Annotated in this window: 22 protein-coding genes and 1 riboswitch; of the genes, 14 read left to right on the plus strand and 8 right to left on the minus strand. The window is 61.2% G+C overall.

Features of this window, described 5'->3' with window-relative positions; translation table 11 throughout:
• Window positions 1-72: 72 nt before the first annotated feature.
• Complete coding sequence (locus BMH52_RS04420) at window positions 73-2,157, minus strand: TonB-dependent receptor (RefSeq protein WP_073843005.1); 2,085 nt, start codon at window positions 2,155-2,157, stop codon at window positions 73-75.
• Window positions 2,158-2,346: 189 nt separating this feature from the next.
• Between BMH52_RS04420 and BMH52_RS04425 the strand changes: the two genes are divergently transcribed.
• The 7 genes from BMH52_RS04425 to BMH52_RS04455 all read left to right on the plus strand — a co-directional run bounded on the left by BMH52_RS04425 (window position 2,347) and on the right by BMH52_RS04455 (window position 9,401).
• Complete coding sequence (locus tag BMH52_RS04425; protein WP_019818311.1) at window positions 2,347-2,673, plus strand: YceK/YidQ family lipoprotein; 327 nt, start codon at window positions 2,347-2,349, stop codon at window positions 2,671-2,673.
• Window positions 2,674-2,729: 56 nt separating this feature from the next.
• Window positions 2,730-3,086, plus strand: coding sequence for a YceK/YidQ family lipoprotein (locus tag BMH52_RS04430; RefSeq protein ID WP_014716633.1), 357 nt, complete (start codon window positions 2,730-2,732; stop codon window positions 3,084-3,086).
• A 142-nt stretch (window positions 3,087-3,228) separates the two neighbouring features.
• Entirely contained in the window at window positions 3,229-4,986 is a 1,758-nt protein-coding gene (locus tag BMH52_RS04435) for a carbamoyltransferase (protein WP_014716634.1), read from the plus strand.
• Window positions 4,987-5,883 carry a GNAT family N-acetyltransferase gene (locus BMH52_RS04440; protein ID WP_073843007.1) on the plus strand — a complete coding sequence of 299 codons (897 nt, stop codon included), beginning with the start codon at window positions 4,987-4,989 and terminating at the stop codon, window positions 5,881-5,883.
• Window positions 5,880-7,286 (plus strand): PIG-L family deacetylase, encoded by a 1,407-nt coding sequence (locus tag BMH52_RS04445; protein WP_020301645.1) that lies wholly within the window; start codon window positions 5,880-5,882, stop codon window positions 7,284-7,286. Before BMH52_RS04440 ends, BMH52_RS04445 begins: the two co-directional genes overlap by 4 nt.
• Window positions 7,287-7,371: 85 nt before the next feature.
• On the plus strand, window positions 7,372-8,520 hold the full coding sequence (locus tag BMH52_RS04450; RefSeq protein WP_073843009.1) for a glycosyltransferase family 4 protein: 1,149 nt from the start codon (window positions 7,372-7,374) through the stop codon (window positions 8,518-8,520).
• Complete coding sequence (locus BMH52_RS04455) at window positions 8,517-9,401, plus strand: glycosyltransferase (protein ID WP_032904058.1); 885 nt, start codon at window positions 8,517-8,519, stop codon at window positions 9,399-9,401. Before BMH52_RS04450 ends, BMH52_RS04455 begins: the two co-directional genes overlap by 4 nt.
• A 48-nt stretch (window positions 9,402-9,449) precedes the next feature.
• Here the strand turns inward: BMH52_RS04455 and BMH52_RS04460 are convergent, their stop codons facing one another.
• A complete protein-coding gene (locus BMH52_RS04460; protein ID WP_060767940.1) occupies window positions 9,450-11,291 on the minus strand; it encodes a bifunctional O-antigen ligase/aminoglycoside phosphotransferase family protein in 1,842 nt (613 codons plus the stop codon).
• Between the two features lie 158 nt (window positions 11,292-11,449).
• Between BMH52_RS04460 and msbA the strand changes: the two genes are divergently transcribed.
• Together msbA and hldE are read left to right on the plus strand one after the other, a co-directional pair.
• Window positions 11,450-13,255, plus strand: a complete 1,806-nt coding sequence (gene msbA / locus BMH52_RS04465) for a lipid A export permease/ATP-binding protein MsbA (RefSeq protein WP_014716640.1) — start codon at window positions 11,450-11,452, stop codon at window positions 13,253-13,255.
• 228 nt (window positions 13,256-13,483) lie between these two features.
• Window positions 13,484-14,908 (plus strand): bifunctional D-glycero-beta-D-manno-heptose-7-phosphate kinase/D-glycero-beta-D-manno-heptose 1-phosphate adenylyltransferase HldE, encoded by a 1,425-nt coding sequence (hldE, locus tag BMH52_RS04470; protein ID WP_038448616.1) that lies wholly within the window; start codon window positions 13,484-13,486, stop codon window positions 14,906-14,908.
• Window positions 14,909-14,935: 27 nt separating this feature from the next.
• On the opposite strand, the gene BMH52_RS04475 is transcribed toward hldE, so the two are convergent.
• From BMH52_RS04475 to BMH52_RS04490, 4 genes are read right to left on the minus strand one after another with little or no spacing between them, the layout of a single operon-like run.
• A complete protein-coding gene (locus tag BMH52_RS04475) occupies window positions 14,936-15,895 on the minus strand; it encodes a hypothetical protein (protein ID WP_003188010.1) in 960 nt (319 codons plus the stop codon).
• Between the two features lie 41 nt (window positions 15,896-15,936).
• Window positions 15,937-16,749 carry an aldo/keto reductase gene (locus BMH52_RS04480; protein WP_014716642.1) on the minus strand — a complete coding sequence of 271 codons (813 nt, stop codon included), beginning with the start codon at window positions 16,747-16,749 and terminating at the stop codon, window positions 15,937-15,939.
• Window positions 16,746-17,921, minus strand: a complete 1,176-nt coding sequence (locus BMH52_RS04485; RefSeq protein ID WP_073843011.1) for an FAD-binding oxidoreductase — start codon at window positions 17,919-17,921, stop codon at window positions 16,746-16,748. The genes BMH52_RS04480 and BMH52_RS04485 overlap by 4 nt, the downstream gene beginning before the upstream one ends.
• A 55-nt stretch (window positions 17,922-17,976) precedes the next feature.
• Complete coding sequence (locus tag BMH52_RS04490) at window positions 17,977-18,312, minus strand: multidrug efflux SMR transporter (RefSeq protein WP_003188013.1); 336 nt, start codon at window positions 18,310-18,312, stop codon at window positions 17,977-17,979.
• Window positions 18,313-18,415: 103 nt separating this feature from the next.
• On the opposite strand from BMH52_RS04490, the gene BMH52_RS04495 reads away from it, so the two are divergent.
• Together BMH52_RS04495 and waaA are read left to right on the plus strand one after the other, a co-directional pair.
• The gene (locus tag BMH52_RS04495) at window positions 18,416-19,306 is read left to right on the plus strand and encodes a LysR family transcriptional regulator (RefSeq protein WP_014716644.1); all 891 of its coding nucleotides are present in this window, start codon (window positions 18,416-18,418) and stop codon (window positions 19,304-19,306) included.
• 23 nt (window positions 19,307-19,329) lie between these two features.
• Window positions 19,330-20,607, plus strand: a complete 1,278-nt coding sequence (waaA, locus tag BMH52_RS04500; RefSeq protein WP_073843013.1) for a lipid IV(A) 3-deoxy-D-manno-octulosonic acid transferase — start codon at window positions 19,330-19,332, stop codon at window positions 20,605-20,607.
• Between the two features lie 103 nt (window positions 20,608-20,710).
• Here the strand turns inward: waaA and BMH52_RS04505 are convergent, their stop codons facing one another.
• Window positions 20,711-22,150 carry a TolC family outer membrane protein gene (locus BMH52_RS04505; protein WP_014716646.1) on the minus strand — a complete coding sequence of 480 codons (1,440 nt, stop codon included), beginning with the start codon at window positions 22,148-22,150 and terminating at the stop codon, window positions 20,711-20,713.
• A gap of 196 nt (window positions 22,151-22,346) precedes the next feature.
• Window positions 22,347-22,452, plus strand: a riboswitch (TPP riboswitch).
• A gap of 149 nt (window positions 22,453-22,601) precedes the next feature.
• Between BMH52_RS04505 and thiC the strand changes: the two genes are divergently transcribed.
• A complete protein-coding gene (thiC, locus tag BMH52_RS04510; protein WP_014716647.1) occupies window positions 22,602-24,491 on the plus strand; it encodes a phosphomethylpyrimidine synthase ThiC in 1,890 nt (629 codons plus the stop codon).
• Window positions 24,492-24,658: 167 nt separating this feature from the next.
• Here the strand turns inward: thiC and BMH52_RS04515 are convergent, their stop codons facing one another.
• Entirely contained in the window at window positions 24,659-25,405 is a 747-nt protein-coding gene (locus BMH52_RS04515) for an RsiV family protein (RefSeq protein WP_073843015.1), read from the minus strand.
• A 193-nt stretch (window positions 25,406-25,598) separates the two neighbouring features.
• Between BMH52_RS04515 and BMH52_RS04520 the strand changes: the two genes are divergently transcribed.
• Window positions 25,599-26,216 carry an NUDIX domain-containing protein gene (locus BMH52_RS04520; protein ID WP_032893869.1) on the plus strand — a complete coding sequence of 206 codons (618 nt, stop codon included), beginning with the start codon at window positions 25,599-25,601 and terminating at the stop codon, window positions 26,214-26,216.
• Window positions 26,207-26,656, plus strand: coding sequence for a DUF1249 domain-containing protein (locus tag BMH52_RS04525; protein WP_003188022.1), 450 nt, complete (start codon window positions 26,207-26,209; stop codon window positions 26,654-26,656). The genes BMH52_RS04520 and BMH52_RS04525 overlap by 10 nt, the downstream gene beginning before the upstream one ends.
• Window positions 26,657-26,753 lie beyond the last annotated feature (97 nt).

Below are 26,753 nucleotides of genomic sequence, written 5' to 3' on the forward strand. Positions count from 1 at the left end.
CACTTGATCTGTGAACGCGGTCAAAATGTGGGAGCGGGCTTGCCCGCGATGGCGCCCGTCCAGGCGCTGCATTCAGAACTGGTACTGCGCCCCAGCCCCCGCATACCACGAGCGCCCCGGCGCCGCTTCGTAGTAGCGGTTATTGCCATCCCCCACAATCACCGACCCCACGTACTGACGATCCAGCAGATTATCCAGGCGCAGGGTCTGGTGAAAGGTCCAGTGCTCTACCTTCTGCTCAAACCGTGCGCGCCAGTTGAAGACGCTGTAGGCCGGCGCGGCGTGTTGTTGGTTGGTGTCTTCTACGTAGACCTTGCTGCGGTACATGCCTTCGATGGCGGTGCTGACCCAGTCCCGTGGTTTCCAGTTCAGTTCGGCGAACAGGGTGGTTTGTGGCACGCCGGGGAGGTAGTTGCCCTTGTCGATGGTTTTCCCATTATTGACGAAGTCGCTGTCGTATTGAGCTTGCAGGCGGGTGTAGGCGAGGCTGGTGCTCCAGTGGTCGTTGAGTTGGCTTTCCAGGCCTAGTTCGAAGCCGCGGCGCAAAGTGCGGCCGGCGTTTTGGTAGGTAGAGCGCCCGCCGTCTGATCGCGCTATCACTAACTCGTTGTCCGTGGTGATCTGGAATAGAGCAGCATTAATGCGGGTGTCCTGGCCGATGCGCGCCTTCACGCCAACCTCATACTGCTTGCTGACAGACGGCTTGAGGTTGAAGTTAAAACCGTTCGAAGTGTTTGAGTAAGCTGACTCAGCTTGAGTCGGCGTTTCAAAACCTTTGCCTGCGCTTACATAGGCGTGCAGGTCGGGAGTAAAGGCGTACATGGCGCTGATCGACGGGGTGTTCTTCTGGTGAGTCTTACTGCCGCTGTCGTCGCCATCGCTGATGAAGTGGTCGTCAACGTCCATCTTCATAGTGCTGTGACGCAAGCCGGCTTGCAGAGTCCAGTCGCCCAGCAACCAGTTGGCCTGTACGAAAGGGTCGAGGCTGGTGGCGGTGTCGATTTCATCACGACCCAGGACACCTTTGACGCCGTGTATGCCGTTGACGGTATTTGAGTAGCCCTGGCGATCATCCTGGCTGCGGTCGTAGTCGAGACCGGTGATCAAGGTCAGATCTCCAGGTGCGCTGGTAATGGGTTGCAGCCAATGGACGGAGCCACCGTAGAACGTTCGGTCGAAGTCCACTACGCCGCCGCGTTTGTCCGAGGCGCTGCCGCCTGGTATCGACAGGTACTGAATCACACTACGGCGCCCAGTGTAGGCATTGACCTGCAAGGTGGCGCCACCGAAATACCGCTCGTAATTCATCCCCAATTGCTGATGATCGATACTTTTACGCGTGTTGTATTGCAACGCAGCTGTGTCTACCGAGCGAGGGTCTGCCTTATATGCATCCCATTTCTGCCCCAGCGGATCCTGCGTACCGTTCTGCTCCAGGCTGCTGTAGATCAGCGCCAGCTTGCTGTCGTCATCGGGCTGGAAATTGAGCTTGGCGAAGGTCTGGTCGCGGCGCGCGCTGCTGTGATCGCGGTAGCCGTTGGTGTCCATGCGCGAGGCGTCGAGCACAAACCCGGCGCCATTCGCCGCGCCCTCGGCGCTCAGGTGGTTCTTGTTCAGCCCGTCGCTGCCCACCAGGGTTTCGGCGCCGATGCGCGGCGGGCCCTCGCCGTCGCGGGAGAACATCTGGATCACGCCCCCGGCGTTACTGCCATACAGCGTCGCCGCCGGGCCGCGCAACACTTCGATGCGCTCGGCGGTGTCGAGGTTGAAGGTGGCGGCCTGGCCCTGACCGTCCGGGGTACTGGCGGGAATGCCGTCGGCGATCAGCTTGATGCCGCGCACGCCGAATGCTGAACGGGCGCCGAAGCCGCGGGAAGAAATTTGCAGGTCCTGCGCATAGTTCTGGCGGTTCTGCACCACCAGGCCGGGCACGCGGGACAGGGCTTCGGAGGCGTTGATGCCGAGTTGGCCGTCACTGATCTGTTCGCGGCTGATGCCGTCCACGGAGTAGGGCAAATCAAACGTTGGGCTGGCGCTGCGCGAACCGGTGACCACGCTGGGGTCAAGTATCAGTGGCGAGTCCTCGCCTTGCGCTGTGGTGCTCAAGGCCAGCAGGCCAGGCAGCAAGAGGGAAAAGCGAGCGTGCGTTTTTTTCATGAGGCAGCCAGAGTCTCGGGCACGCATAGTGAAGGCGCGCAAAAAGTGCGCAAGTGTAAACAGTCAGGTAAGTTTTACCATTTCGGATTTTTCCCACGCAATGTGGCGGTGCTTCTCGGATGAATGAGCCAATCTCTCGGTGCTAGCGTGGCTGACCGTTTGCGAGGCTCGGATATGAAAAGAAAAAGAATGGCTGCACTGGGTATAAGTGTCGTTGCGCTGTTATTAAGCGGTTGTGGAACCGTTAATAGCGTCATGCGCAAAGAGGGCGACACGGCGCGTGAGCTCAGGCTCGTAAAAACCTATTGCCAATCCATTCCCCGCGCTTACAGCGGCGTGGCGTTTGATTTCTGCATGCTGCACGCGGCCCCGGACCCCACCGGGTTCCTCATACCCTTCGTGCTCGTAGATATTGCGGTGTCCGCGGTTGCCGATACGGTGGTTTTGCCCTATACGATTTATCGACAATCGGCCGACGGTAATATCAGCATCTATTGGCGTCCAGGCCGTTCATAAGCCTATGGGTATAAAAGCACCTGCCCAGCCCATTTACTGGGCGAAAGGAGTAGTCCGTGAGTCGTGGTTTCAAAGTACTGCTGGTTTCAACCTTGTTAATGGCCTCCGGTTGCGGAACGATCAATACCGTCTTGCGTCCGGATGCCGTGGCCAGCCAGAATCTCAAGGAGTCGCGCAGCCACTGCGAAAACGTGCCGCGTATCTACAGTGGGGTGATCTACGGCTTTTGTACCCTCAATGGCGAGCCCGCACCGGACAAAAGCCTGAAGGACCAAAGCCTGCTGGATCGCCAAGGCAATGCCTTCCCGATCATCGCGATTGAATTTGTCGCCTCTGGTGTCATGGACACCCTGATGCTGCCTTACACGATCTACCGCCAGAACAAGGACGGCAGCATCGAGATCTTCCGCTAGCCCCTCTCGGCGCTTGCCGCTAACAGCTTCCCTCTGCTTTTAAGCTATAATCCCGCCCTTTAGCTGTTTCTCGCCCAGGCGAGAGGCACACTTTTTTCAGGCGCGATGCGCCTGCATGCAGACTAAAAGAGGCTAGACCCCAGTGGCATTGACGATTCTTGGCCTGTCCGGCGCCCTTAGCCATGATCCTTCCGCAGCCCTGTATATCGACGGCAAGCTGATTGCGGCCGCCGAAGAAGAGCGCTTCGTACGCGACAAACATGCAAAGAACCGCATGCCCTACGAGTCGGCGAAGTTCTGTCTTGAGCAGGCTGGCATTAAGCCTTCGGACGTTGACGTGGTGGCGATCCCGTTCGCCCCGATCAGCCTGTTCGGCGAGGCGCGCTGGCACTACGCCAAGCGTTACTGGTACGCCCCGGACCGCGCCCTCGACGCGATCCTGATGGGCAACCGTCGTTACAAACGCTATCGCAACAAGATCGTCTGGTGCCTGGAGCAACTGGGCTTCGATCCTAAGAAAATCAAGATCGAGCCGGTTGAACACCACCTGGCTCACGCCTCCAGCGCCTACCACTGCTCGGGCTTCCAAGAAAAAACCGCGATCCTGGGCATCGATGGCAAGGGCGAGTACGCCACCACCTTCTTCGGCTACGGCGAAAACGGCAAGATCCACAAGATCAAGGAATTCTACGATCCGGACTCCCTCGGCGGCCTGTACGGCGCAATCACCGAGTTCCTCGGTTTCGAGATGCTCGACGGTGAGTTCAAGGTCATGGGCATGGCGCCGTACGGCGATGCCAGCAAGTACGATTTCTCGCGCCTGGCCTCCTTTGAAAACGGCGAGCTGGTGATCAACACCGACTACGCCAATGTCATCGGCCTGCGCCGCTACAAAGAGAAGGGCAAGGGTTTCTACTTCTCGCCGAAACTGATCGAGTGGCTGGGGCCGAAACGCGAAGGCGACATCGCCGACGAGCCGTACATCCACTACGCGGCCAGCATGCAGGCGCTGTTCGAGAAACTGGCCTTGCAGATGATCGACCACTACCTGGGCGACATCCTCAAGGACACCGGCAAGCTGGCCTTCGCCGGCGGCTGTGCGCTGAACGTCAAGCTGAACCAGAAGATCATTGCCCGTGACGACGTCAAAGAGCTGTTCGTACAGCCGGCTTCCGGCGATGCCGGCACCGCCGTCGGTGCGGCGGCCTACGTGTCCCATGCTCGTGGTGTACCGGTCGAGAAGATGGAACACGTCTACCTTGGCCCGTCCTACAGCAACGAAGACGTGATTGCCGCGTGCGCCAAGCACGAGAGCAAGCCGAACTGGCGCAAGATCGAGAACATGCCTAAGCGCATTGCCAAGATCATGGTCGACGGCAATCCGGTAGCCTGGTTCCAGGGCCGCATGGAGTTTGGCCCGCGTGCGTTGGGCGGTCGTTCGATCATCGGTTGCCCAAGTGCAACCGGCGTGGCGGATCGCATCAACCACCAGATCAAGTTCCGCGAGCGCTGGAGGCCTTTCTGCCCGTCGATGCTCGACACCGTGGCCCCACAGATGATCAAGGTCGATCACCCGGCGCCGTTCATGACCTTCACCTTTGAAGTCGCCGAAGAGTGGAAGACCCGTGTACCGGAAGTGGTGCACGAAGACGGTACTTCCCGTGCCCAGGTGCTCAAGCGCGAATACAACCCGCGCTACTACGACATGATGAAAGAGCTGGAAGTGCTGACCGGTAACGGCGTGTCCCTGAACACCTCGCTCAACCGTCGTGGCGAAGCGATGATCTGCTCGCCGACCGACGCGCTGAACATGTTCTTCGGCTCGGACCTGCAGTACCTGATCATGGAAGACATCCTGGTGGTCAAGGACGGCGTGGACCCTTATGACGCCGTGGTTTAAATGCTGAACCGCTTCCAGGGCTGGCGTGAACGTGGCTGGGCGCCTGTCGAGGCCGAGGTTTACGCCCAGGCCTGGCAGCGTTACGGCGGCAGCGTGGCGACCCATCCCCAGGTGATCGAGCGGCTGGCCGGCCTGGCGCAGATACCCGTGCGCTACCTGGGCTGGGAGCAAGGTGGTGAGTTCAAGGGGGCGATCGCCACCTGGGGGCGCGACCTGGCGCTGTCCAAGGACGTGCTCAAGCGCAGCGGCAAGAAAGGCCTGTTTGACCTGGGCAACGCCGAGATCATCCTGCCGATTGCCGCCGATGCGCAGGTACCGTTACGGCACTGTGCGCGCTACCTCTCGGCGCTGAACGAGGGGCGCGTGAGCACCCTCAAGCCTCAGGCCGAGCAATTGGCCATGGCGCGTACGCCCGAAGACCTGTCGAAGAAGTTTCGCTATAACCAGCGGCGTGAACTGCGCCTGTTGGAAGAGGCGGGCGGCGTGGTACGGGCGGTCAGTGAGTTTTCCAGCGTAGAACTGGCGGCGATTTATTGCGACCTGTTCCAGCGTCGTTGGGGCTTCCCGGCGGCGGGCGCGGCGCGTCTGGCCGAGGTGCTGGAGTTGCTCAAGGAATTCCTGTTCGGCTCGGTGCTGTTTCTGAACGACGCGCCGATTGCAGTGCAATTGGTGTATCAGGTGCAGTCCAACGAGTGGTTCAGCGCCGAGTATGTCAACGGCGGCGTCGACCCTGAAACCCGTGCATTCAGCCCTGGCAGTGTGCTGAGTTTCCTCAATACCCAAAGTGCCTGGGAACAGGCGCGGGCGGCGAACAAGTCACTGCGCTTCTCCTTCGGGCGTTCCGACCGTGAATACAAGGAACGCTGGTGCAACCCGGTGCCGGTGTTCAGCGTATGAGCCGCAAACAGCAACTGCTCAAGCGCCATCGGCGTAACAAACGTATTGCGCTGCTGATCGGCGTGCTGGTGTTGGTCGCGACCGGCGTACTGGTTGCCTGGTGGTTGCCGCTGATCCTTGCGGTGCTGTTGTGGGCCGCCCATGAGGCCTGGTTTGCCGATCACCTGTTTTACTCGCCCAAAGACAGCTATGAGTACGCGTTCCCGGCCGGCAGCGAACAACCCGGCTTGCGCCTGGAGGCGGGCCGACTGTTGCTGGATGCGCCGTTGGCGGCGGAGGAAACCCTGATCGTCGGCATTGAGTTGAAAAGTACCTGGCTGGGGCGTTTCTTCGACCCTGCGGTAGACCTGTTGGGCCTGGCAAGCCCGGACCGGCAAACCTTCGAACGCGGCGTCGCTGGGCGGCGTTATCTGAACCTGACCGGCGCCGCCGAAGACTTGGCGGCGGGCAAGCTCCACTTGCGCGGGCGTTTTTGCCGGATCAAGGGGCAGCCGACGCTGTGGCGCTTTCGCCAGCCCGACTATCGCCAGCAACGTGTGATGGTGATCGCGCCCCATGCCGACGATGCCGAGCTGGCTGCGTTCAGCCTTTACAGCCAGGCGACTGAAAGCTGGATCGTCACGCTGACCGCCGGTGAAATCGAAGCCGAGCATTATCAGCACATGGGCCTGCCCAAGGCTGAAGCTGCGCGCCTCAAGGGCCGTTTGCGCGCCTGGGACAGCGTCGCCGTGCCCCGCTGGGCGGGCGTGCCCGAGGCGCAGTGCGTGCAATTGGGCTACTTTTGCATGCAGTTGCAAGCCATGCAGGTCGCGCCGGATCAGCCTCAAGCCTCGCGCGAAGCCGATTTGGCCGATACGCGGCTGTTTCGCCAGTTCAATGGTTTTGCCCTGCCTGGCGATGCTGATGGCGCGCCGACTTGGCACAACCTGATCGCCGATCTGCGGGCGCTGCTGCTCAAGGCGCGGCCCCAGGTCATCGTGTTGCCCACGCCGTTGCTGGACCCCCACGCCGACCATATCTGCGCCCATGCGGCAGTGCTGGAAGCCTTGCAGGGCCTGGCGTGGCAGCCCGACACATTGCTCGGCTACGCCAATCACCTGCATGATAACGACCGTTGGCCCATGGGCGATTCCGGCGCTGGCGTAGCATTGCCGCCGCGTTTCGATGGCGCTGTGGAGCTGGTGCCGTGCAGTTTCGCCCTCGCCTTGAGCCAGCAGCAGGACAAGGCCATGGCCCTGGGCATGATGCACGACCTGCAGCCGCCAGCGCCGTTCAAGCGTCGAGTGCGTAGGTGGTTGCAGCAACTGCTGGCGGGCCGTAGTCCATCGCCCTATGGCGAGAACGAATTCTTTCGCAAGGCCGTGCGCCGCCACGAGCTGTTGTGGGTCCTGAAGCAGGACTGAGAGCCGATTGAAGGCGGGCCGTTATGCGCCTGCCGCCCTTTTTACCGGGCTGCGTGCCCGTAGCCAGATCGCTGCATGGAGAGTTATGAAGCCTCGTTTCAAGGTTTTGCAGTTACAGCCGGACTACAACGTCAAGACCCATGACTTCGCGGACTTGGGTGAGCAAATCGTCAAATCCCTGCCGGCTGAGCGTTTCGAGGTGACCTCCGGATTTCTCAGTGGGCGCCCGCTGCCCGGCCAGCCCCTGAGCGTGGCCGAGCACTCCCACTATTTCGAGCTGCCGGAGAAGTCTCTCAAGGGTATTCGCTTTGGCGCCATGTGGCAGATCTACAAATACTGCCGTGAGCAGAAGTTCGACGTGGTCATCTGTAACCGGTTCAAGTCGGTGAACATGATGCTGTCGCTCAACCGCTGGTTGAAGATCCCGCTGTGCATCGGCATCTCCCACGGCTTTGGCGAGTACGCCCGTGGTTACCGTCGACGTCAGACCCAGCGCTGGGTCAGCCCGGCGTGGCGCTTTGTCGGTGTGTCCGAAGCGGTCAAGGACTACCTGGTAGACCTCAACTGCGGCTTCACCCGTGAGAACACCACCTACGTCACCAACGCGATCGACATTCCCCAGGCAGAGGCTTTGCAGCTGTCCCGTGAAGACGCACGCAAGGCCTTGTCCCTGCCCATGGATGCACGGATGATTGGTGCCCTGGGCCGCCTCGTGCCGATCAAGGGTCATACCCATCTGCTGCAAGCCTTCGCCACGCTCAAGGACAAATACCCTGAGGCGCAGGTGGGCATCATTGGTTCCGGCCGTGCCGAAGCCGACCTGCGCGCCGACATCGAGCGCCTGGGCCTGACCGGCCGTGCGCACTTGCTGGGTTTTCGCGAAGACGGCATGAAGTACGTGCGTGGCTTCGATATCTGGACCATGCCGTCGCTGTTCGAAGGTCTGGGCCTGGCCTTGCTGGAAGGCATGAGCGGCCATCTGCCGGTGATTGCCTCCAACGGCCCGGCGATGCTGCCGCTGGTGCAGGGCGCGGGCGGCTTGTCCCACGACCCGGGCAATGTCGAACAACTGGCTGCGGCCCTGGATACTTACCTGGCCTTGAGCGATGAACAATTGCGCGCCAAGGGGGAGGAGGTGTTCCGCTATCTGGAGGCCAACCACACCCTCGACGAGTTCAAGCACAAGTACCTGACCCTGATTGAAAACGGTTTGCGTGAAGTAGGTAGAGCATGAATCAGCCACAACCCCTGGTCTCGGTGATCATCGCTTCCTACAACCATGGCCAGTACATCGAGCAAAGTATTCTTAGTGTGCTGGGGCAGACCTACCCCAATATCGAGCTGTTGGTGGTCGACGACGGCTCCAAGGATGACAGCGTCGAACGCATCCAGCGCTTGCAGGCCGAGCACGGCTTTGATTTCCAGGTGCAGCAGAATCAAGGGCTCAGCGCCACCTTGAACGGTGCGATTGCTCGCGCCAAGGGCAGCCTGATCGCACCGTTCGGCTCGGATGACATCATGTTGCCGGACCGTATTGCCACCCAGGTGGCGTATATGGACGGCAAGCCGAAGGTGGGCATGTGTGCTGGCAATATCGAGCTGATCGACGGGGATGGCAACCTGCACCCGGAGAAGAAACAGCGTCGCGACGTGCCGTTTCGCTGTCTGGATTTCGACGACCTGTTCCTGGACCGCAAACCGTTTCCACCGGCGCCGACCATGCTGATACGTCGCGAAGTGCTGGAGGAGGTCGGTGGTTTCGACCCACAGATTCCCCTGGAAGACTTGCTGATCCAACTGAAGATCACGGCGGCGGGCTATACCATCGACGCCCTTGACGTGGTGATGGCCAAGTATCGCCAGCACGCTAACAACACGTACAAGAACCACCGCTACATGATCCAGAACATCCTCAAGACCTACGCGAAGTTCAGCGAGCACCCGGCCTATGACGCGGTTCGCTACAACTTCCTGAACTCGATGTTCCTCAAGACCGCCGACCGCGACCGCCCGTTGGCGCGGGAGATTCTCAAGCAGATCCCTTTGAAGTTCTGGGGGCGCAAGACCTTGCGGGGGCTGGTGCGGTTGTATCTGGCGCCGCTCAAGAAGAGCTGAACCGGCACCGCACCCTGTAGGAGCGAGCAAGCTCGCTCCTACAGGTGTTTATAGGCTTTGGACCTGCTCGCGGATTTTCGCAGTGGCGGTTGGGCTTGCCACCGAGGCGTAACCTTTGAGCAGTTGTTCGAAGTGCGTTTCGAACAGCCAGCTGCGGTCCTGCGGATAACGCTGCATGTGGCGCAGGTTACGTTGGCGCAGAGCGTGACGCAGTGAAGACGGGTAGATGCGCAGGTCAGCCACGTCGATCAGGGCAAACTCACCGTCGTCCATCAACAACACGTTACCCAGGTGCAGCGAGCGGAAGTACACGCCGCGCTCGTGCAGTTGCGCCATGAACCGGCCAAAGCGCTCCACCAGTGACTCACGCAGACTGCTGTCCAGACTTTGCAGCGCTTGGCGCAACGTCAGGCCGGGCAGTGGTGTGTAGGCCACGGCGCTGCTGGCATCGCTGAGGCGATAGAGCCCAAGGATGTGCGGCGTGGGAATGCCCAGGGTGCGCAGTTGCTCGCTGTTGCTGGCAAAGCGTTCTGAGTACGGGTTGAAACTGCCGGAGGTGTACCAGCGGCGTGGGCGGAACAGTTTGAGGAAACTGCCGTCCTCCAGGCGCAGGACTTTGGGCCCCAGGCCATCGGCTTCAATCACGTGGGCGTTGCTGCACAGCTGTTCAAACGCCGCGGGCTTGAGGTTCTGCACCTTCATGCGCAGCAGGCTGCGGTGGCGTTGGGCGAGGCTCAGGCCAGTGATAATTGCCAGGGGAATCCACAGCAGGAACCAGTGTTCCTTGGGGCGCGACAATATGCCGCCGCCTTCGGTCAGGCCTGCTCCGATGCCATAGGCCAGCAGGGACGATGCCAGGATGAACAGCGGCTGGGCGCGCTCCTTCAAACCTTTGTATAGGCCCCAGCCGAGCATGAAGGCCCAGGGGATAAAACCAATGATGCCGACGTAATAGAGCACGCCGAGGGCAAAGCTGTGGGGCTCGCGCAGTTGATAACCGTCCGCCAAGGTCAGGAACAACTCGGAGTCGTAACTATGGCCGATCCACGGGTGCTGGGCGATAAGCTGCAAAGACATGCTCCACAATTCCAAGCGGAACGAGCTGCCACGCATAATGATTGATTCAGGATAGAACAGCATCAGCCCGACGATGCCCAAGGCGGTGCCGGCGAGCAGTAGCATTGAGCGTCGATTGCGGCTGACAAAACTCATCCAAAGTATGGCCAGCGTCAGCGCCACCAGCGGCGTGCGTGAGCCGGTCGCCAGCACCGCAGCGGTCATGATCGCCAGGGACGGTACGCTGAACCACAGCACGTTGAGACGCTGGGTGGTCATGCAGACGTATAGCCAGTACACCGTGAAAAAGCCAAACAGGTGCGAGCTGAGCAGCGGGTTGTCGAGGGCGCCCAGACCACCGATCATGCGCATGCCAGGTTGATAGCCCTTGGCGAACGCCACCAGATTACCCAGGCTCACCACCAGCGCAATCACCGCAGCGCTGAAGAAGATCGGTTTGAACAATTCGTTGCGGTAATGCAGCAACAGCCCGCAGCCACCAAACAGCATGAAGGTATTCAGCGGTCGCTTGAACAGGTCGGTATCGGAACTGGGCGCGGGGCTCCAGAGCAGACTGGTCAACGCCCAGGCGGAGAACGCCAGGAACGCGATCGCCAGGGGTTCGCGCAGCAGGTCCTTGAACTCCCGAGGACGCATGCACAACAGAAACAAGGTCGGTACGCTGAACAGGATGTAGACAATTCGGTGCAGTACATTGCGATTGCCGACAAAGAACAGTGCACTCAGGAGCAGCAACAAGCCAACAGGCAAAATCCATAGGACCAGGAAGTCGAAAACGCGATTTGAGCCATAGGTAAGGCGCTTGGAGTGCATACAGTAAAGCCATTCCAGAAAGAGAAAGCCGACCATCTTAAGCTAGTGGCTAAGTAATGTCGCCGGTAGGATCCAACCGGGCCGCGGCTTACGCCGGGTGCAAGTACAACAGAGAAGCTGTGCTAAAGTCAGCCTCCTTTTTCAAAACGCCGCGTGATATGACCGACTCCAGTCCGAGCGCAAGCCCTTCGAGCTTGAAAATATACTTCCGCCTGCTCAGTTACGTTAAGCCCTATATGGGCTTGTTCGCGTTGAGTATCCTTGGATTTCTGATTTTCGCGTCGACCCAACCGATGCTGGGTTACATCCTCAAGTACTTTGTCGACGGTCTTTCCAATCCGGAAGCTGTGCTGTTCCCGACCGTGCCCTTTTTGCGCGACCTGCAATTGCTGCAGGCGGTGCCGCTGCTGATCATCCTGATCGCGGCCTGGCAGGGCCTGGGTTCATTCCTGGGCAACTACCTGTTGGCCAAGGTCTCCCTGGGTTTGGTCCACGACCTGCGGGTGCAACTGTTCAACAACCTGCTGACGCTGCCCAACCGTTACTTCGATAACCACAACTCCGGGCACCTTATTTCCCGCATTACCTTCAACGTGACCATGGTCACGGGTGCCGCGACCGATGCCATCAAGGTGGTGATTCGCGAAGGCATGACGGTGATCTTCCTGTTCGCTTCCTTGCTGTACATGAACTGGCGCCTCACCTTGGTAATGATCGCGATCCTGCCGTTGATTGCCGTGATGGTCAGTACCGCCAGCAAGAAATTTCGCAAGCAGAGCAAGAAGATCCAGGTGGCCATGGGCGACGTGACCCACGTGGCCTCGGAGACCATCCAGGGCTACCGCGTGGTGCGCAGCTTCGGCGGCGAAGTCTACGAACAGAAGCGCTTTTTCAAGGCCAGCCAGAGCAACACCAACAAGCAACTGCGCATGACCCGCACCGGGGCGATCTACACCCCGGCGCTGCAATTGGTGATCTACTCCGCCATGGCCGTGCTGATGTTCCTGGTGCTGTACCTGCGTGGCGACGCCTCGGCGGGTGACATGGTGGCCTACATCACCCTGGCGGGCTTGTTGCCCAAGCCGATCCGCCAACTTTCGGAAGTCAGCTCGACCATCCAGAAAGGCGTGGCGGGCGCCGAAAGCATCTTCGAACAACTGGACGAGGACGTTGAGGTCGACCACGGCACTCTCGAACGCGACAAGGTCAGCGGTCGTCTGGAAGTGCGTCACCTGAACTTCACCTACCCTGGCACCGATCGCCATGTGCTCAAGGACATCAGCTTCACCGCCGAGCCTGGGCAGATGATTGCGCTGGTGGGTCGTTCCGGCAGCGGCAAGTCGACCCTGGCCAGCCTGATCCCGCGTTTCTACCACCATGAAAGCGGTGAGATCCTGCTCGATGGCATCGAGATCGAAGACTACAAGCTGCTCAACCTGCGCAAGCATATTGCCCAGGTCACCCAGCATGTGACCCTGTTCAGCGACACCGTGACCAACAACATTGCCTATGGCGACCTGGCCGGTGCGCCTCGCGCCGACGTCGAAGCGGCGGCGGCGGATGCCAATGCCAAGGACTTCATCGATCAGTTGCCCAAGGGCTTCGATACCCAGGTGGGTGAGAACGGTGTGCTGTTGTCGGGCGGCCAGCGCCAGCGCCTGGCGATTGCGCGCGCCTTGCTCAAGAATGCGCCGCTGCTGATTCTCGACGAGGCCACCTCCGCTCTCGACACCGAGTCCGAGCGGCATATTCAGGCGGCACTCGATAAGGTCATGCAAGGCCGCACGACTCTGGTGATCGCACACCGCCTGTCCACCATCGAGAAGGCTGACCTGATTCTGGTGATGGACGACGGGCGGATTGTCGAGCGTGGTACCCACGGCGAGTTGTTGGCGCAGAACGGTTACTACGCCCGCCTGCATGCCATGGGCCTGGATGCACCGGTGCAGGCTGATATCACCTGATCCACCCGGCATCACGGGGTAATGAAATGTAGGAGCGAGCTTGCTCGCGAAAAACTTCAACGATGACCCGCGCTTCCTGAATAAATGCGGCGTCTGTAAGTTTCTCGCGAGCAAGCTCGCTCCTACAGAGAGCAAATCCCCTCCCACATTTGCCCTGCGGCGGTCGCAAGCCATCGCAAACCCTGTGCTAATATCGCGCCCCTGTTCATTTTGTATGTGGGTTGCTCCATGAAGTTGTCCATGCCGCGATTCAATCAAGCCGCTGTCTTGGTGGTCGGCGATGTCATGCTCGACCGTTACTGGCATGGTGGTACCTCACGGATTTCCCCTGAGGCTCCGGTACCGGTCGTCAAGGTCGAGCAAATCGAAGACCGCCCAGGTGGCGCTGCCAACGTCGCGCTCAATATTGCCGCCCTCGGCGCCCCGGCCTCCCTGGTGGGGGTGACCGGCGACGACGAAGCGGCCGAAAGCCTGGCCAACAGCCTGCAGGGCGCCGGCGTGCGTGCGTTGTTTCAGCGCATCGCCCATCAGCCGACCATCGTCAAGCTGCGGGTCATGAGCCGTCATCAGCAGTTGCTGCGTATCGATTTTGAAGAACCCTTCGCCACCGACGCCCTGGCCCTTGGCGACCAGGTCGAGGCACTGCTCGAAGGTATCAAGGTGCTGGTGTTGTCCGACTACGGCAAAGGCGCCTTGCAGAATCACCAGGTGTTGATCCAGGCCGCCAAGGCCCGCAACATTCCGGTGCTGGCCGATCCCAAGGGCAAGGACTTTTCGGTTTACCGAGGCGCCAGCCTGCTCACGCCCAACCTCAGTGAGTTCGAAACCATCGTCGGCGGTTGCGCTGATGAGCACGAACTGGTGAGCAAGGGCGCGGCGCTGATGGCCGATCTCGACTTGGGCGCCTTGCTGGTGACCCGTGGCGAGCACGGCATGACCCTGCTGCGTCCGGGCCATCCGGCGATGCACCTGCCAGCGCGTGCCCGTGAAGTGTTCGACGTCACCGGCGCCGGTGATACCGTGATTTCTACCCTGGCAGCCTCCATTGCTGCCGGTGAAGAATTGCCCCACGCCGTGGCCCTGGCCAACCTGGCGGCGGGCATTGTGGTGGGCAAGCTGGGTACCGCCGCCATCAGCGCACCGGAGTTGCGCCGTGCGATTCAGCGCTCGGAAGGCTCGGAGCGCGGTGTGCTAGGCCTGGAGCAATTGCTGCTGGCGATTGACGATGCCCGGGCTCACAACGAAAGCATTGTGTTCACCAACGGTTGCTTTGACATCCTGCACGCCGGGCATGTGACGTACCTGGAGCAGGCGAGTGCCCAAGGCGACCGTTTGATCGTCGCGGTCAACGATGATGCGTCGGTCAGCCGCTTGAAAGGCCCTGGCCGCCCGATCAACAGCGTTGACCGGCGCATGGCGGTACTCGCGGGCCTGGGTGCGGTGGACTGGGTGATCAGCTTCTCTGAAGGCACGCCGGAAAATCTGTTGGCCCAGGTCAAGCCCGACGTGCTGGTCAAGGGCGGTGACTACAGCGTCGACCAAGTGGTCGGTGCGGACATCGTCAGTGCCTACGGTGGCACGGTCAAAGTGCTGGGGTTGGTTGAAAACAGCTCCACCACCGCGATTGTCGAGAAGATCCGCAACAACGAGTGATACCCCGTGGGGCGAGCCTGCTCGCCCCTAGCTTTTCTTCGGCACGATCTTGCGCAGCATCTGCCGCGCCTTGCCGGTCAAGCGCTTGAGCTTGGAGTCTTTTTCCGGCTCTGCCAGGCCCTGCTGCCTGAGCCAGTCCTTCCAGCGAATGCGCTCATCGCGCACCAGCCAGCCTTCTTGCTGGGCAAAACTTTCCGCCAGATACAGGCCGCGCGTGCTGGCCGGGTACAGCTGATCCTTCTTGACGGTATACAACTCTGCAAGCGGCTCGCCGTCTTTGAGCGGCATCAAGTACAGGTCCGGACGCTGACGATCCAGGCGTGCCACCAGTTGGTCGCCCTCCAAACGCTCATCCACATGAAACAAACTGAGGGACTTGGCCTCCTTCGGCACTTCCAGGCGCAGGTCATAAATCAATTGCAGCGAGGCGGTCGGCAGGTGCACGTAGGCCCGTGGGCGCTCGATCAGTTGCATGGTGGCGCAGCGTACCGGGCGTGCGGCGCCGGACAAGGGGCTGAGCCGAAACGGTAGGGCTTCGCGGTAATGCAGGGCGGCGGAGTAGGGCGCCGGCAGCCAGGTGTCGTTGAAGCGCCCGCCGAGCCAGCCTTCGGGTGTTTCGAGCAGGCACTCTTCGGCAATTTCCTGGATGGCGGTGTGCAGCGGCAGGTTCAGTTCATGGGCCGGGACGTAGCCGGAGATCAGCTTGAGCACCACGTCGCCACGGTCCTGGCGGCGTTGGCGCACCAGCACCCAGTAGTCCTTGTTTTGCCAGTGCAGGGTCAGGCGTACCGAGACGCCGAGGTTCGCCAGTTCCAGGGCGAAGCGTTCGGCATCTGGTACCTCGACCGGCTTGCGCCGTTGCAGGGTCTGGGCGAAGTTGAGCGGCATGCCGACGCTCTGGTAGCTCAGGCCTTCGGGGGTGGCTTCGACGTGCAGCGGCAGTGTCTTGAAGTTGCTGGGGTTCTTTCTTATGAGCGTACGCGGCATGTCGGCTCCTTCTTGCGACGGGGTCGGCCGCGTGGGCGGCATCAGAGTTGACGAATGACCCGGGCAGCAGTTGCTACGTTATGGGCCAGGTGCAGCGGATTAATGGTCCCGACAATAGCACTGGCGACGCCCGTTTGCGCGAACAACAAGGTGAAACTGGCCTGAATTGGATCCATTCCCGGTTCCAGGCATACGTGGCCGCTGGCCAGCGCCTTTTTCACCAGGATGCCCTTGCCGTGGGCGGCCGCATAGTCGATCACGGCCTTCTCAGCCTGTTCGTTGAGGTTGTAGGTGACCATCGCGCAGTCGCCCTGTTCCAGCGCTTTCACGCCGCCCTCGACGGTTTTGCCGGAGAAGCCGAAACCGCGAATCTTGCCGTCTTTCTTCAACTGCGCCAGGGTCTGGTAAACCTCGCAATCGTTGAGGATATGCAAGTCGTTCCCGTCGGAGTGCACCAGCACCAGGTCGATAAAATCCGTTTCAAGTCGTTTCAGACTGCGTTCGATCGACATCCGCGTATGGGCCGCGCTGAAATCGTGATGGGACACGCCATTGGCAAACTCTTCGCCAACCTTGCTGACGATGACCCAGTCCTTGCGCTGGTCACGCAGCAGCGGCCCCAGGCGCTCTTCGCTCATGCCATAGGCCGGTGCGGTGTCGATCAGGTTGATGCCCAGTTCGCGGGCCTGGCGCAACAGCATGCGGGCCTCGTCGTCGCCAGGGATCTGAAAGCCGTTGGGGTATTTCACCCCTTGGTCGCGGCCCAACTTGACGGTGCCCAGGCCCAGGGGCGACACCAGCAGGCCGGTGCTGCCCAGGGGGCGATGCAGGTCGTGCAGGGTTGGCAGGCTCATGGCAACAGGTGCTCCCAGACGGGTTGGCCGATTGCCGGTGCTGGCAGCTCGGGCAGCGGGGTATTGGCGCCTGGGCGGATGCCGTCGCGCTCCAGAGCGTGGAGTACGCGGTCGGCGAAGTCCGGCGCCAGGGCCAGTTTGGTGGGCCAGCCGACCAGCAGGCGGCCGTCTTCGGCAAGGAACGCGTTATCGGGACGGCTCAGCCCCGATTGCAGCGGCTCGGCGCGATCCACCCGCAGGGTGGCCCACTGGGTCTGGCTCATGTCGATCCAGGGCAGCAGTTGCGCCAGCTCTTTCTGCGCGGTGGCGATCTGTTCTTGCGGCGTACGCGCCACACCGTCAGCCTCGGCGATATCACCGCCCATGTACCACACCCAGTTGCCATCCGCGGCCGGGTGGGTGGTCACGGTAATCCGTGGCTTGGTGCCGCCGCCCAGGCAGTGGGCGTACAGCGGCTTGAGGCCGGGGCCTTTGGCGATGATCATGTGCAGCGGGCGTTTTTGCATGGCCGGCTGGCTATGGCCCAGGGCGGCGAGCAAGTCTGCCGTGCCGCCGCCAGCGCTCAGGACTATGCGCTGGGCGCGGATCTCACGGCCATCGACCTTCAAGCCCATCAGGGTGTCACCCTCCAGCAACGGTTCGATGTGCACACCTGCGAGCAGGCTGTCACCAGCCAGTTGCGCCAAGCGATTGATCAGGCTGGGCACGTCCACCACCAGCTCGGCCAGGCGGTAGACCTTGCCTTTGAAGCGACGGTCCTGCAGCGCCAGGGGCAGTTCGTCGCCCTTGACCTGATCGACGCGGCCACGCACGGCCTTGCTGGCGAAAAAGCTGGTGAGGTTGCCGGCAATCGTCCCGGGCGACCACAAGTAATGTGCCTGGGACAGCACGCGCACACCGGACAGGTCCAGCTCGCCGTTGCCGGCCAGGGCTTCACGCCAGCGGCGCGGCATATCGGCAATGGCTTCGGAGGCGCCGGTGAGGGCGCCATGCAGGGCGTATTTCGCACCGCCGTGGATGATGCCCTGGGACTTCAGGCTTTGCCCGCCGCCCAGGGTGGCGCTTTCCACCAGTACCGTGGAAAACCCCTGGCCGCGCAGGCGCGCATTGAGCCAGAGGCCGGCAACCCCGGCGCCGACAATCAGAACGTCGGTGGAAATAACGGATGGCATCGGCGACCTCAGTGTTCAAGACAAGAGGCGCAGTATACAGGCTGTTGAGTGGCGGTCAGTGTCCGGCGGTTTTCGAGAACAGCTGAATCACCACCACGCCCAGCACAATCAGGCCCATCCCCAGCATCGCCGGCACATCCAACTTCTGCCCGTAGATGAACAACGCCGCGATGCTGACCATCACGATGCCCATCCCGGCCCATACCGCGTATGCCACGCCGACCGGCACGGTGCGTACCACTAGGGTCAGCATCCAGAACGCCACGCCGTAACCGACGATCACCAGCAACAACGGAATAGGGGTGCTCCAGCCTTTGATGGCTTTCATGGAAACGGTGGCGATCACTTCCGAGCAGATGGCGATGGCCAAGTAGTAGTAGGCGGCATTCATGGGGCAATCCTCGAGGTGATGCGTATTTGATAAGGTCGGCATTCTAGAGGTTCGCCAGATGGGGTAAAGTCATTACCTATCTGGAATTGAGATGGGTTGAGCCATGAGCGTGCAATGGGATCTGGAGCAGATGCGCCTGTTTGTGAGCGTCGCCGAGCAGCGCTCGTTTTCTGCCGTGGCGCGGGGGCAGCGCAAGGCGCAATCGGCGGTCAGCAGTGGCATTGCCCTGCTGGAGGCGGACTTGGGCGTTGTCCTGTTCGAACGTAGCAGCGGCCGGCAACCGCGCCTGACCGAGGCCGGCAGTGTGTTGTTGGAGGAAGCGCGTGAGGTGCTGCGCCAGTGTGAGCGCCTCACGGGCCGGGCGTTGTCGTTGACCCGCGGCGAGGAAGCCTGCCTGCGCCTGGCCCAGGATGAGGCGATGTTGTTCCAGCCTGTGCTCGACAGCCTGGAGGCGCTGGCCGTGCACTACCCGCTGCTGGAGGTGCAGTTGTCCAGCGCGGCCCAGGGCGATGTGGCGCGCAAGCTGGTGGAGCGCAAGGCGGACCTGGGGCTGTTGTTCTATCACGACCAGATTCCCGAAGCCCTGGAGCGAAGGGTGGTGGGCAGCGTGGAAATGGTCACGGTGTGCGGAGTCAATCACCCGTTGGCCAAGGAGCAGTACGTGACGTGCCAACACCTGGCCCAGTTTCGGCAGTTGCTGATGTCGACCCAGACCAGCGTCTACCCCGGCAGCGAGGCGGCCAGCCCCCTGGTGTGGCGCGCCGACAGCTTCTACGTATTGGCCGAATGGCTGATGAGTGGCCTGGGCTGGGCCTGGCTGCCTCGGCATATCGTGCAATACCCGACCTACCAGCAACAGATGGTCGAATTGGCCAGCGAGTGGACCCCGCCCGCCCTGGTGGTGGAACTGGTGTGGCGCCGCGACGAGCACCTTGGGCCTGCCGCGCGCTTCCTGGCCAAACGTTTTGCCGAGTGCTTGCAGGCGATCGACTGAAAAAGCCGATAAACTCCGCCGCCATGAATAGAACTCTCTACAGCTGTCTGTTTTACCTGGCGCTGCCGTTGGTGGCTTTACGCTTGTGGTTGCGTGCGCGCAAAGCGCCGGCCTATGCCAAGCGGGTGGGCGAGCGGTTTTCCTATGGCTTGCCGGTGATGCGGCCCGGCGGGATCTGGGTGCACGCGGTGTCGGTCGGCGAAAGCATTGCCGCCGCCCCGATGGTTCGCGGCTTGTTGGAGCGTTATCCACAGCTGCCGATTACCGTCACCTGCATGACGCCCACCGGTTCCGAGCGGATCCAGGCGTTGTTCGCCAACGAACCGCGCATCCAGCACTGCTATTTGCCGTACGACTTACCGTGCGCCGCCAAGCGTTTTCTCGATCGCGTGCAGCCTACGCTGGCGGTGATCATGGAAACCGAGCTGTGGCCCAACCATATCCACGCCTGTGCCCAGCGCGGTATCCCGGTGGCGCTGGCCAATGCGCGGTTGTCGGCGCGCTCGGCCAAGGGGTACGCGCGATTTGCCAAGCTGACGGCGCCGATGCTGGCAGAAATGAGCCTGTTCGCCGTACAGACCGAGACCGAGGCCGAACGCTTGCGCAGCCTGGGTGCACGTCCTGAAACCGTGGAAGTGACCGGCTCGATCAAGTTCGACCTGAGCATCGACCCGCAGTTGACGGCCCGCGCCGCTGCCCTGCGTGAACAATGGGGCGCCAGCGAGCGTCCGGTCTGGATCGCCGCCAGTACCCACGAAGGTGAAGATGACGTGGTGCTGGCCGCTCATCGCCAGTTGCTGGCGAACTATCCCAATGCACTGCTGATCCTGGTGCCCCGTCATCAGGAGCGCTTTGGCCCTACGTTTGAGCGCTGCGTGCAGCAAGGGTTTGCCACCGTGCGTCGCTCCAGCGGCGAGCCGGTTACCGAGCACACCTCGGTGCTGCTCGGCGACACCATGGGCGAATTGCTGTTTCTTTACGCCCTGGCCGACAGCGCATTCGTCGGCGGCAGCCTGGTGCCGACCGGCGGGCACAACCCGCTGGAACCGGCGGCGCTGGGTAAACCGGTGATCATGGGCCCGCATGTCTTCAATTTCCTCGACATCACCGCGATGATGCGCGACGCCGGGGCGTTGCGAGAGGTGGACGATGCCGATGGGCTGGCCGAAGCGGTGCGACAGTTGTTTGAGTTGCCCCAGGACGCACGCAAGATGGCGCAGGCGGGGCTCAAGGTGATGCAGGCCAATCAGGGCGCGCTCAAGCGTTTACTGGACGGTTTGGACAAACTGATCAAACACTGACAACACCAACCCAATGTGGGAGCTGGCTTGCCTGCGATAGCATCACCTCGGTGTACCTGATGTACCGAGGTGTCTGCATCGCAGGCAAGCCAGCTCCCACATTTTAATAGCCGGGGCGGGCCTTGAGCTGTTCGGCAGCGGCTTTGGCCAGGTCCGGCGGCAGGAAGTCTTTGTCCGGGTTGTAGTCAGCCTTGAGATAGCGCGCCAGATCCTGCAAATCCCCCGGGTTGAGAGTGCCGGCCGCCTGCTTCAAGCGCAGGTTGTCGAGGATGTAATCGTAGCGGCTGTTGTTGTAGTTGCGCACCGACGCGTACAGCTGGCGCTGTGAGTCCAGCACGTCGACGATGTTGCGCGTGCCCACCTGATAGCCGATTTCCGTGGCTTCCACCGCGCTCTGGTTGGAGATGATCGACTGGCGGCGCGCTTGCACCTGCTCCACATCGGTGTTGACTGCACGGTGCAGATTGCGGGTGTTTTCCACCACTTGGCGGCGCAGGCCTTCACGTTGTTGCTCGGTCTGGTCGAGGCGCGAATAGGATTCGCGCACTTGCGAGCTGGTAAGGCCGCCGCTATAGATCGGGATGTTCAAGCGCAGGCCGACGGTGCGTTGCGACACATCGCCACCGTACGGGATGGGCAACTGATTCGGGTTGCTGAAACCCAGGGCGTCGTTGTCGCCTTTTTCGTATTGCGCAACCGCATCGAGCGTCGGCAAGTGGCCGGCTTTGCGCTGCCGAAGGGTTTCTTCAGCGGCGGTTACCGCGTAATTGCTGGCGAGCAGGTTAAGGTTCTGGCGCCCGGCAGTTTCGACCCAGGCCTTGGCGTCGTTCGGCGCCGGCGGCAGCACCGGCAGCGTATGAACGATGCCCTGGATCGAATTGTATTGGCGGTTGGTCAGGGTGATCAGCGCTTCGAAAGCGTCGTCCACCTGGCGCTGGGCCAGGATGCGGTTGGCCCGGGCAGTGTCGTAGCTGGCCTGGGATTGCAGCACATCGGTCTTGTCCGACAGGCCCACATCGAAGCGTTCGTTGGACTGGTCGAGCTGGCGCTTGAAGGCATTTTCTTCGGCTTTGGTCGACGCCAGGTTGTCCTGGGCGCGCAGCACGGCGAAGTAGCTCTCGGCACTTTGCAAAATCAGGTTCTGCTCGGAGGCCGACAGTTGCAGCGAGGCTTGCTCGTTGACCGCTTGGGCGGCTTGCAGCTGGAACCAGCGGTCGGCGCGAAACAGCGGCTGGCTCAGGGTGGCGCGCCAGGAGTGGGCGTCGCGGTTGGCCGTGGCGGCCGGTTGATCGATCTGGGTGCGCACGTTATTGCTGTCGGCACCGGCCGACAGATTCGGCAGCAAACCTGCGCGGGCCTGGGGCACCACTTCTTTTTGCGCGCCGTACTGCGCACGGGCAGCGGCCAGGTCGGCGTTGTTGTGCGCCGCTTCCTGATAGACGCTGACCAGGTCGGTGTTGGCGGACAAGGGCGCTTCAGCTGCCCAGACCAGTCCGTTGGTCGCACAAGACACGGCAACAGCCAGTGAGAGTTTGCGCAGCATGAGGCGATCCCTAATTTTAATATTACGACTATAATTTAGCGCTCAAGGCTAAGGCTGGCCATTCCTGGCGTCAAGCCTTGAAGCAGTGCCCGAGTGTAGTGGCCGGACCTGCGCACAACAATCCCACGATCGCGCCATTCATCACGCTGAATGCACCGCTATTGGCAATTTGCCCACGCCATGGTCTAGACTGGCCGCGTTCTTGTCGGGGTGCCTTGTTGGAAGGCTGAGATCGGTAAATACCGGATCCCGTTGAACCTGATCAGGTTAGCGCCTGCGTAGGGAACAAGATTTCTCGTCACCCGGCGAGTCCTCTTGTGCTTCGTCCGGGATGTTGTTCGACAATCGAACAGCCCTCGTGCGCCAAGCACAGCACTGGTTACAGTGCGTCCGTCCGTCACAGGTTCGCTCCGACAAAAATCCACCGCCTGGATAAGTTGGAGAGCCCGTGATGAGTACAAAACTAAAAAATACCGTGCACCTGAGTGAATCGGCCAAGGTCGACTCCGGCTCCGTGCAGCCGTTTACCCGCTCGCAAAAAATCTACGTGCAGGGCTCCCGCCCGGATATTCGCGTGCCGATGCGCGAGATCAGCCTGGACGTCACGCCTACCGATTTCGGCGGCGAAATCAACGCGCCGGTTACCGTCTACGACACCTCAGGCCCCTACACCGACCCGAATGTGATTATCGACGTGCGCAAAGGCCTGGCCGACGTGCGCTCGCCGTGGATCGAAGTACGCGACGACACCGAGCGCCTGCCCGGTCTCACATCGCACTTCGGCCAGCAGCGCTTGAGCGACGCCGAACTGACTGCCCTGCGTTTTGCCCATGTAAAGAACCCGCGCCGCGCCAAGGCCGGTGCCAACGTCACGCAAATGCATTACGCGCGCAAAGGCATCATCACGGCCGAGATGGAATACGTCGCCATCCGCGAAAACATGAAGCTTGAAGAAGCCCGTGCCAGTGGCTTGCTGGATCAGCAGCACGCCGGCCACAGCTTCGGCGCCAGCGTGCCGAAAATCATCACGCCTGAATTCGTACGCGAAGAAATCGCCCGGGGCCGCGCGATCATCCCGGCCAACATCAACCACACCGAGCTGGAACCGATGATCATCGGCCGTAACTTCCTGGTGAAGATCAACGGCAACATTGGCAACAGCGCCCTGGGTTCGTCCATCGAAGAGGAAGTGGCGAAGCTCACCTGGGGCATTCGCTGGGGCTCGGACACGGTGATGGACCTGTCCACCGGTAAACACATCCACGAAACCCGCGAGTGGATCATCCGCAACTCGCCAGTGCCAATCGGGACCGTGCCGATCTACCAGGCCCTGGAAAAAGTCGGGGGCGCCGCCGAAGACCTGACCTGGGAGCTGTTCCGCGACACCTTGATCGAACAGGCCGAGCAGGGCGTCGACTACTTCACCATCCACGCTGGGGTATTGCTGCGGTATGTGCCGCTGACTGCCAAGCGCGTGACCGGCATCGTCTCCCGTGGTGGTTCGATCATGGCCAAGTGGTGCCTGGCCCACCACAAAGAGAACTTCACCTACACGCATTTCGACGAAATCTGCGAAATCATGAAGGCCTATGACGTCAGCTTCTCCCTTGGCGATGGCTTGCGCCCGGGTTCGATTGCCGATGCCAACGACGCCGCGCAATTCGGCGAACTGGAAACCCTGGGCGAACTGACCAAGACCGCCTGGAAGCACGACGTGCAAACCATGATCGAAGGCCCCGGCCATGTGCCGATGCAGTTGATCAAGGAGAACATGGACAAGCAACTGGAGTGCTGCGACGAGGCGCCGTTCTACACCCTAGGCCCGCTGACCACCGACATTGCGCCCGGCTATGATCACATCACTTCGGGTATCGGCGCGGCAATGATCGGCTGGTTCGGTTGTGCCATGCTCTGCTACGTCACGCCCAAGGAGCACCTGGGCTTGCCGAACAAGGATGACGTGAAGACCGGGATCATTACCTACAAGATCGCGGCCCACGCGGCCGACCTCGCCAAAGGCCACCCCGGCGCGCAGATTCGCGATAACGCCTTGAGCAAGGCGCGCTTCGAGTTCCGCTGGGAAGACCAGTTCAACCTCGGCCTGGACCCGGATACCGCACGTTCATATCACGATGAAACCTTGCCGAAGGATTCGGCCAAGGTCGCGCATTTCTGTTCGATGTGCGGGCCTAAGTTCTGTTCGATGAAAATCACCCAGGAAGTGCGTGAGTACGCGGCCAACCAGCGCATCGATGCGGTGGATGTGGATGTGGCCAAGGGCTTGGCCGAGCAGGCTGAGCGGTTCAAGCAGGAAGGTAGCCAGCTCTACAAGAAGGTTTGATCCATAGGCGGCGGTGCCTGCACCGCCGTCATCGCGGGCAAGCCCGGCTCCCACAGTTGGCCTAAGTGGACACAGATTTTGTGTTCACAGCCGGTCCCCTGTGGGAGTCGGGCTTGCCCGCGATAGCGATCCGACAAACACCCACTCTCCCCTGCAATAACAACCGATCAGCGGCGTGCCGGCATCAGCTCAGGCTTGATCACGCCGGTGAGGCGCGTATAGGGCAGGGTGATTTCGATCAGCCCCTGTGCGTAAGGGGCGATGGTGCTGACGTTGTACTTGAGCACCACGCCGCCGCTGGTCAGGGCCACGTTCGGGGTTTTCTGAAACGGCCAGCTCTTCACGAACTCCGGATCGCGATCCATCTTGGTGCTGATCAACCAGCTGTTGTGGGCAACTTTAGCGGTATTCCAGAACGCCTGCTCCTGGCCGGGCAGCAGCATGTCGGCCAGGGTCAGTTCCTTATGCAGAATCCGTGAATAGTTGATAAACCCGCGGCCTGGCTCGCCGTGGGCGACGCCGGTGTCCAGGTAGCTGGACACTTCAACGATCACCAGTCCGTCATGCTGGTCACGTACCTTGGCTTGCAAGTACATGCCGTGGCGGTCAGGCGACTCACGCAGGAAGGTGTTCCGGTAGGCGGTCAGGCTCGCCGGTACGCTGGCGCCAGGCGTGGTGCGGGTCATTTGCAGCAAACGCTGTTCCACCAGGTTGTCGAGTTGTGGCTCGGTGGGGAAATGCACGGTGTCGATGTTCACCAGCGGGCAGGCCGGGCTATCACAGCCGGGCTTGATCTGCTCCGATTTGTCGGTAGTAACGTCCAGCGGCTTGAGATAGGCAGGTTGGAACAGGCTCTGGCAAGCACCCAGGGTCAAGGCAATACAGGCCACGGAGGCGATTTTTAAAAGCGACATGTGTGTCCTTCGTAAATCGATGGAAAGCGAAAAGAGTAGCGCTTGGACTGCCAACGTGGCCGCCAGTTCGCCACTAAACTGATTGCAGTGAGTTTGACGCTCGCCGCCTCTCCCGGCAACCGCAAAGGGGCTGCATCAACGGGCGTCGGCGCGTTAGGATGGCGCCCATTGCATGAGCTTAACGAGGGACACCATGACGGACATCGCGAAGTCGACGCCGAACAAAATCGAGATTGTTCAGCGTGACAATGCCTATAAAGGCTTCTACAAGCTCGATCGCGTGCAACTGCGCCACGAAAAATTCGACGGCGGCATGAGCCGGGTGATCAACCGCGAGGTGTTCGTGCGTCATGACGCCGTATGCGTGCTGCCCTACGACCCGCTGCGCGATGAGGTGGTGCTGATCGAACAGTTCCGAGTCGGCGCCATGGGCCGCGCCGATAACCCCTGGCTGGTGGAGATGGTCGCCGGCCTGATTGACAAGGATGAGCAACCCGAGGAGGTTGCACACCGCGAGGCCGAGGAGGAAGCTGGGCTGACATTCTCCGCGCTGTGGCCGATCACCAAGTATTTCCCATCGCCGGGCGGCAGTACCGAATTTGTCCACCTGTACCTGGGCCGTTGCGACAGCTCGGGCGCGGGTGGCGTCCATGGATTGGAAGAAGAAGCAGAAGATATCCGCGTCACCGCCTGGGCATTCGAAGATGCCTTGCAGGCGGTGCGCGACGGCAAGATTTCCAACGCAGCCAGCATTATCGCCCTGCAATGGCTTGCGCTTAATCGCGCGGAAGTGAGGGGGTTATGGCAGTAAAGGCACGGGAACGTTATCGAGTAGACCTGATCGGGCTGCAAGCGGCCTGCGAGGCCAACTATGCGCGGCTGATGCGCCTGCTCCCGGACATGCGCCACGCCCCCCAGGCGCGGCGCATTGCTGTCACCCATGGCGACCAGATGCTCGGCGTGCTGACCCTGGAAGTCATTCTCACCTGTCCGTACACCACCACCCTGCGGGTGCGCCAGGAACACAGCCTGCCGTGGTTGCCGGTGCCGCAACTGGAAGTACAGGTCTACCACGACGCCCGTATGGCCGAAGTGATCAGCGCCGAGCACGCACGACGCTTTCGCAGCATCTATCCTTACCCGAATGTGTTCATGCACCAGCCCGATGAGAAAGCACAGCTCAATGTGTTCCTCGGTGAATGGCTCAGCCACTGCCTGGCCTTGGGCCATGAGTTTGAAGTGGTGCGGTAGAGGTGAACTGCGTCTGCTTCCTTGGGTTTCCTCTTTGTGTCCTGCCCCAGCATAATCGCGCCAAATGTCCATTCCTGTAGTTGCCAGGGAGAGCGCC

The sequence above is a fragment of the Pseudomonas sp. BTN1 genome (genome assembly GCF_001907715.1).
GTDB classification, from domain to species: Bacteria; Pseudomonadota; Gammaproteobacteria; order Pseudomonadales; family Pseudomonadaceae; genus Aquipseudomonas; species Aquipseudomonas paracarnis.

Excerpts from the sequence above, each read along its gene's own strand:
- BMH52_RS04420 (WP_073843005.1), bottom strand. The coding sequence starts at position 2,157 with ATGAAAAAAACGCACGCTCGCTTTTCCCTCTTGCTGCCTGGCCTGCTG.
- BMH52_RS04425 (WP_019818311.1), top strand. The coding sequence starts at position 2,347 with ATGGCTGCACTGGGTATAAGTGTCGTTGCGCTGTTATTAAGCGGTTGT.
- BMH52_RS04440 (WP_073843007.1), top strand. The coding sequence starts at position 4,987 with ATGCTGAACCGCTTCCAGGGCTGGCGTGAACGTGGCTGGGCGCCTGTC.
- BMH52_RS04445 (WP_020301645.1), top strand. The coding sequence starts at position 5,880 with ATGAGCCGCAAACAGCAACTGCTCAAGCGCCATCGGCGTAACAAACGT.
- BMH52_RS04450 (WP_073843009.1), top strand. The coding sequence starts at position 7,372 with ATGAAGCCTCGTTTCAAGGTTTTGCAGTTACAGCCGGACTACAACGTC.
- BMH52_RS04455 (WP_032904058.1), top strand. The coding sequence starts at position 8,517 with ATGAATCAGCCACAACCCCTGGTCTCGGTGATCATCGCTTCCTACAAC.
- BMH52_RS04460 (WP_060767940.1), bottom strand. The coding sequence starts at position 11,291 with ATGCACTCCAAGCGCCTTACCTATGGCTCAAATCGCGTTTTCGACTTC.
- msbA (WP_014716640.1), top strand. The coding sequence starts at position 11,450 with ATGACCGACTCCAGTCCGAGCGCAAGCCCTTCGAGCTTGAAAATATAC.
- hldE (WP_038448616.1), top strand. The coding sequence starts at position 13,484 with ATGAAGTTGTCCATGCCGCGATTCAATCAAGCCGCTGTCTTGGTGGTC.
- BMH52_RS04475 (WP_003188010.1), bottom strand. The coding sequence starts at position 15,895 with ATGCCGCGTACGCTCATAAGAAAGAACCCCAGCAACTTCAAGACACTG.
- BMH52_RS04480 (WP_014716642.1), bottom strand. The coding sequence starts at position 16,749 with ATGAGCCTGCCAACCCTGCACGACCTGCATCGCCCCCTGGGCAGCACC.
- BMH52_RS04485 (WP_073843011.1), bottom strand. The coding sequence starts at position 17,921 with ATGCCATCCGTTATTTCCACCGACGTTCTGATTGTCGGCGCCGGGGTT.
- BMH52_RS04490 (WP_003188013.1), bottom strand. The coding sequence starts at position 18,312 with ATGAATGCCGCCTACTACTACTTGGCCATCGCCATCTGCTCGGAAGTG.
- BMH52_RS04495 (WP_014716644.1), top strand. The coding sequence starts at position 18,416 with ATGAGCGTGCAATGGGATCTGGAGCAGATGCGCCTGTTTGTGAGCGTC.
- waaA (WP_073843013.1), top strand. The coding sequence starts at position 19,330 with ATGAATAGAACTCTCTACAGCTGTCTGTTTTACCTGGCGCTGCCGTTG.
- BMH52_RS04505 (WP_014716646.1), bottom strand. The coding sequence starts at position 22,150 with ATGCTGCGCAAACTCTCACTGGCTGTTGCCGTGTCTTGTGCGACCAAC.
- thiC (WP_014716647.1), top strand. The coding sequence starts at position 22,602 with ATGAGTACAAAACTAAAAAATACCGTGCACCTGAGTGAATCGGCCAAG.
- BMH52_RS04515 (WP_073843015.1), bottom strand. The coding sequence starts at position 25,405 with ATGTCGCTTTTAAAAATCGCCTCCGTGGCCTGTATTGCCTTGACCCTG.
- BMH52_RS04520 (WP_032893869.1), top strand. The coding sequence starts at position 25,599 with ATGACGGACATCGCGAAGTCGACGCCGAACAAAATCGAGATTGTTCAG.
- BMH52_RS04525 (WP_003188022.1), top strand. The coding sequence starts at position 26,207 with ATGGCAGTAAAGGCACGGGAACGTTATCGAGTAGACCTGATCGGGCTG.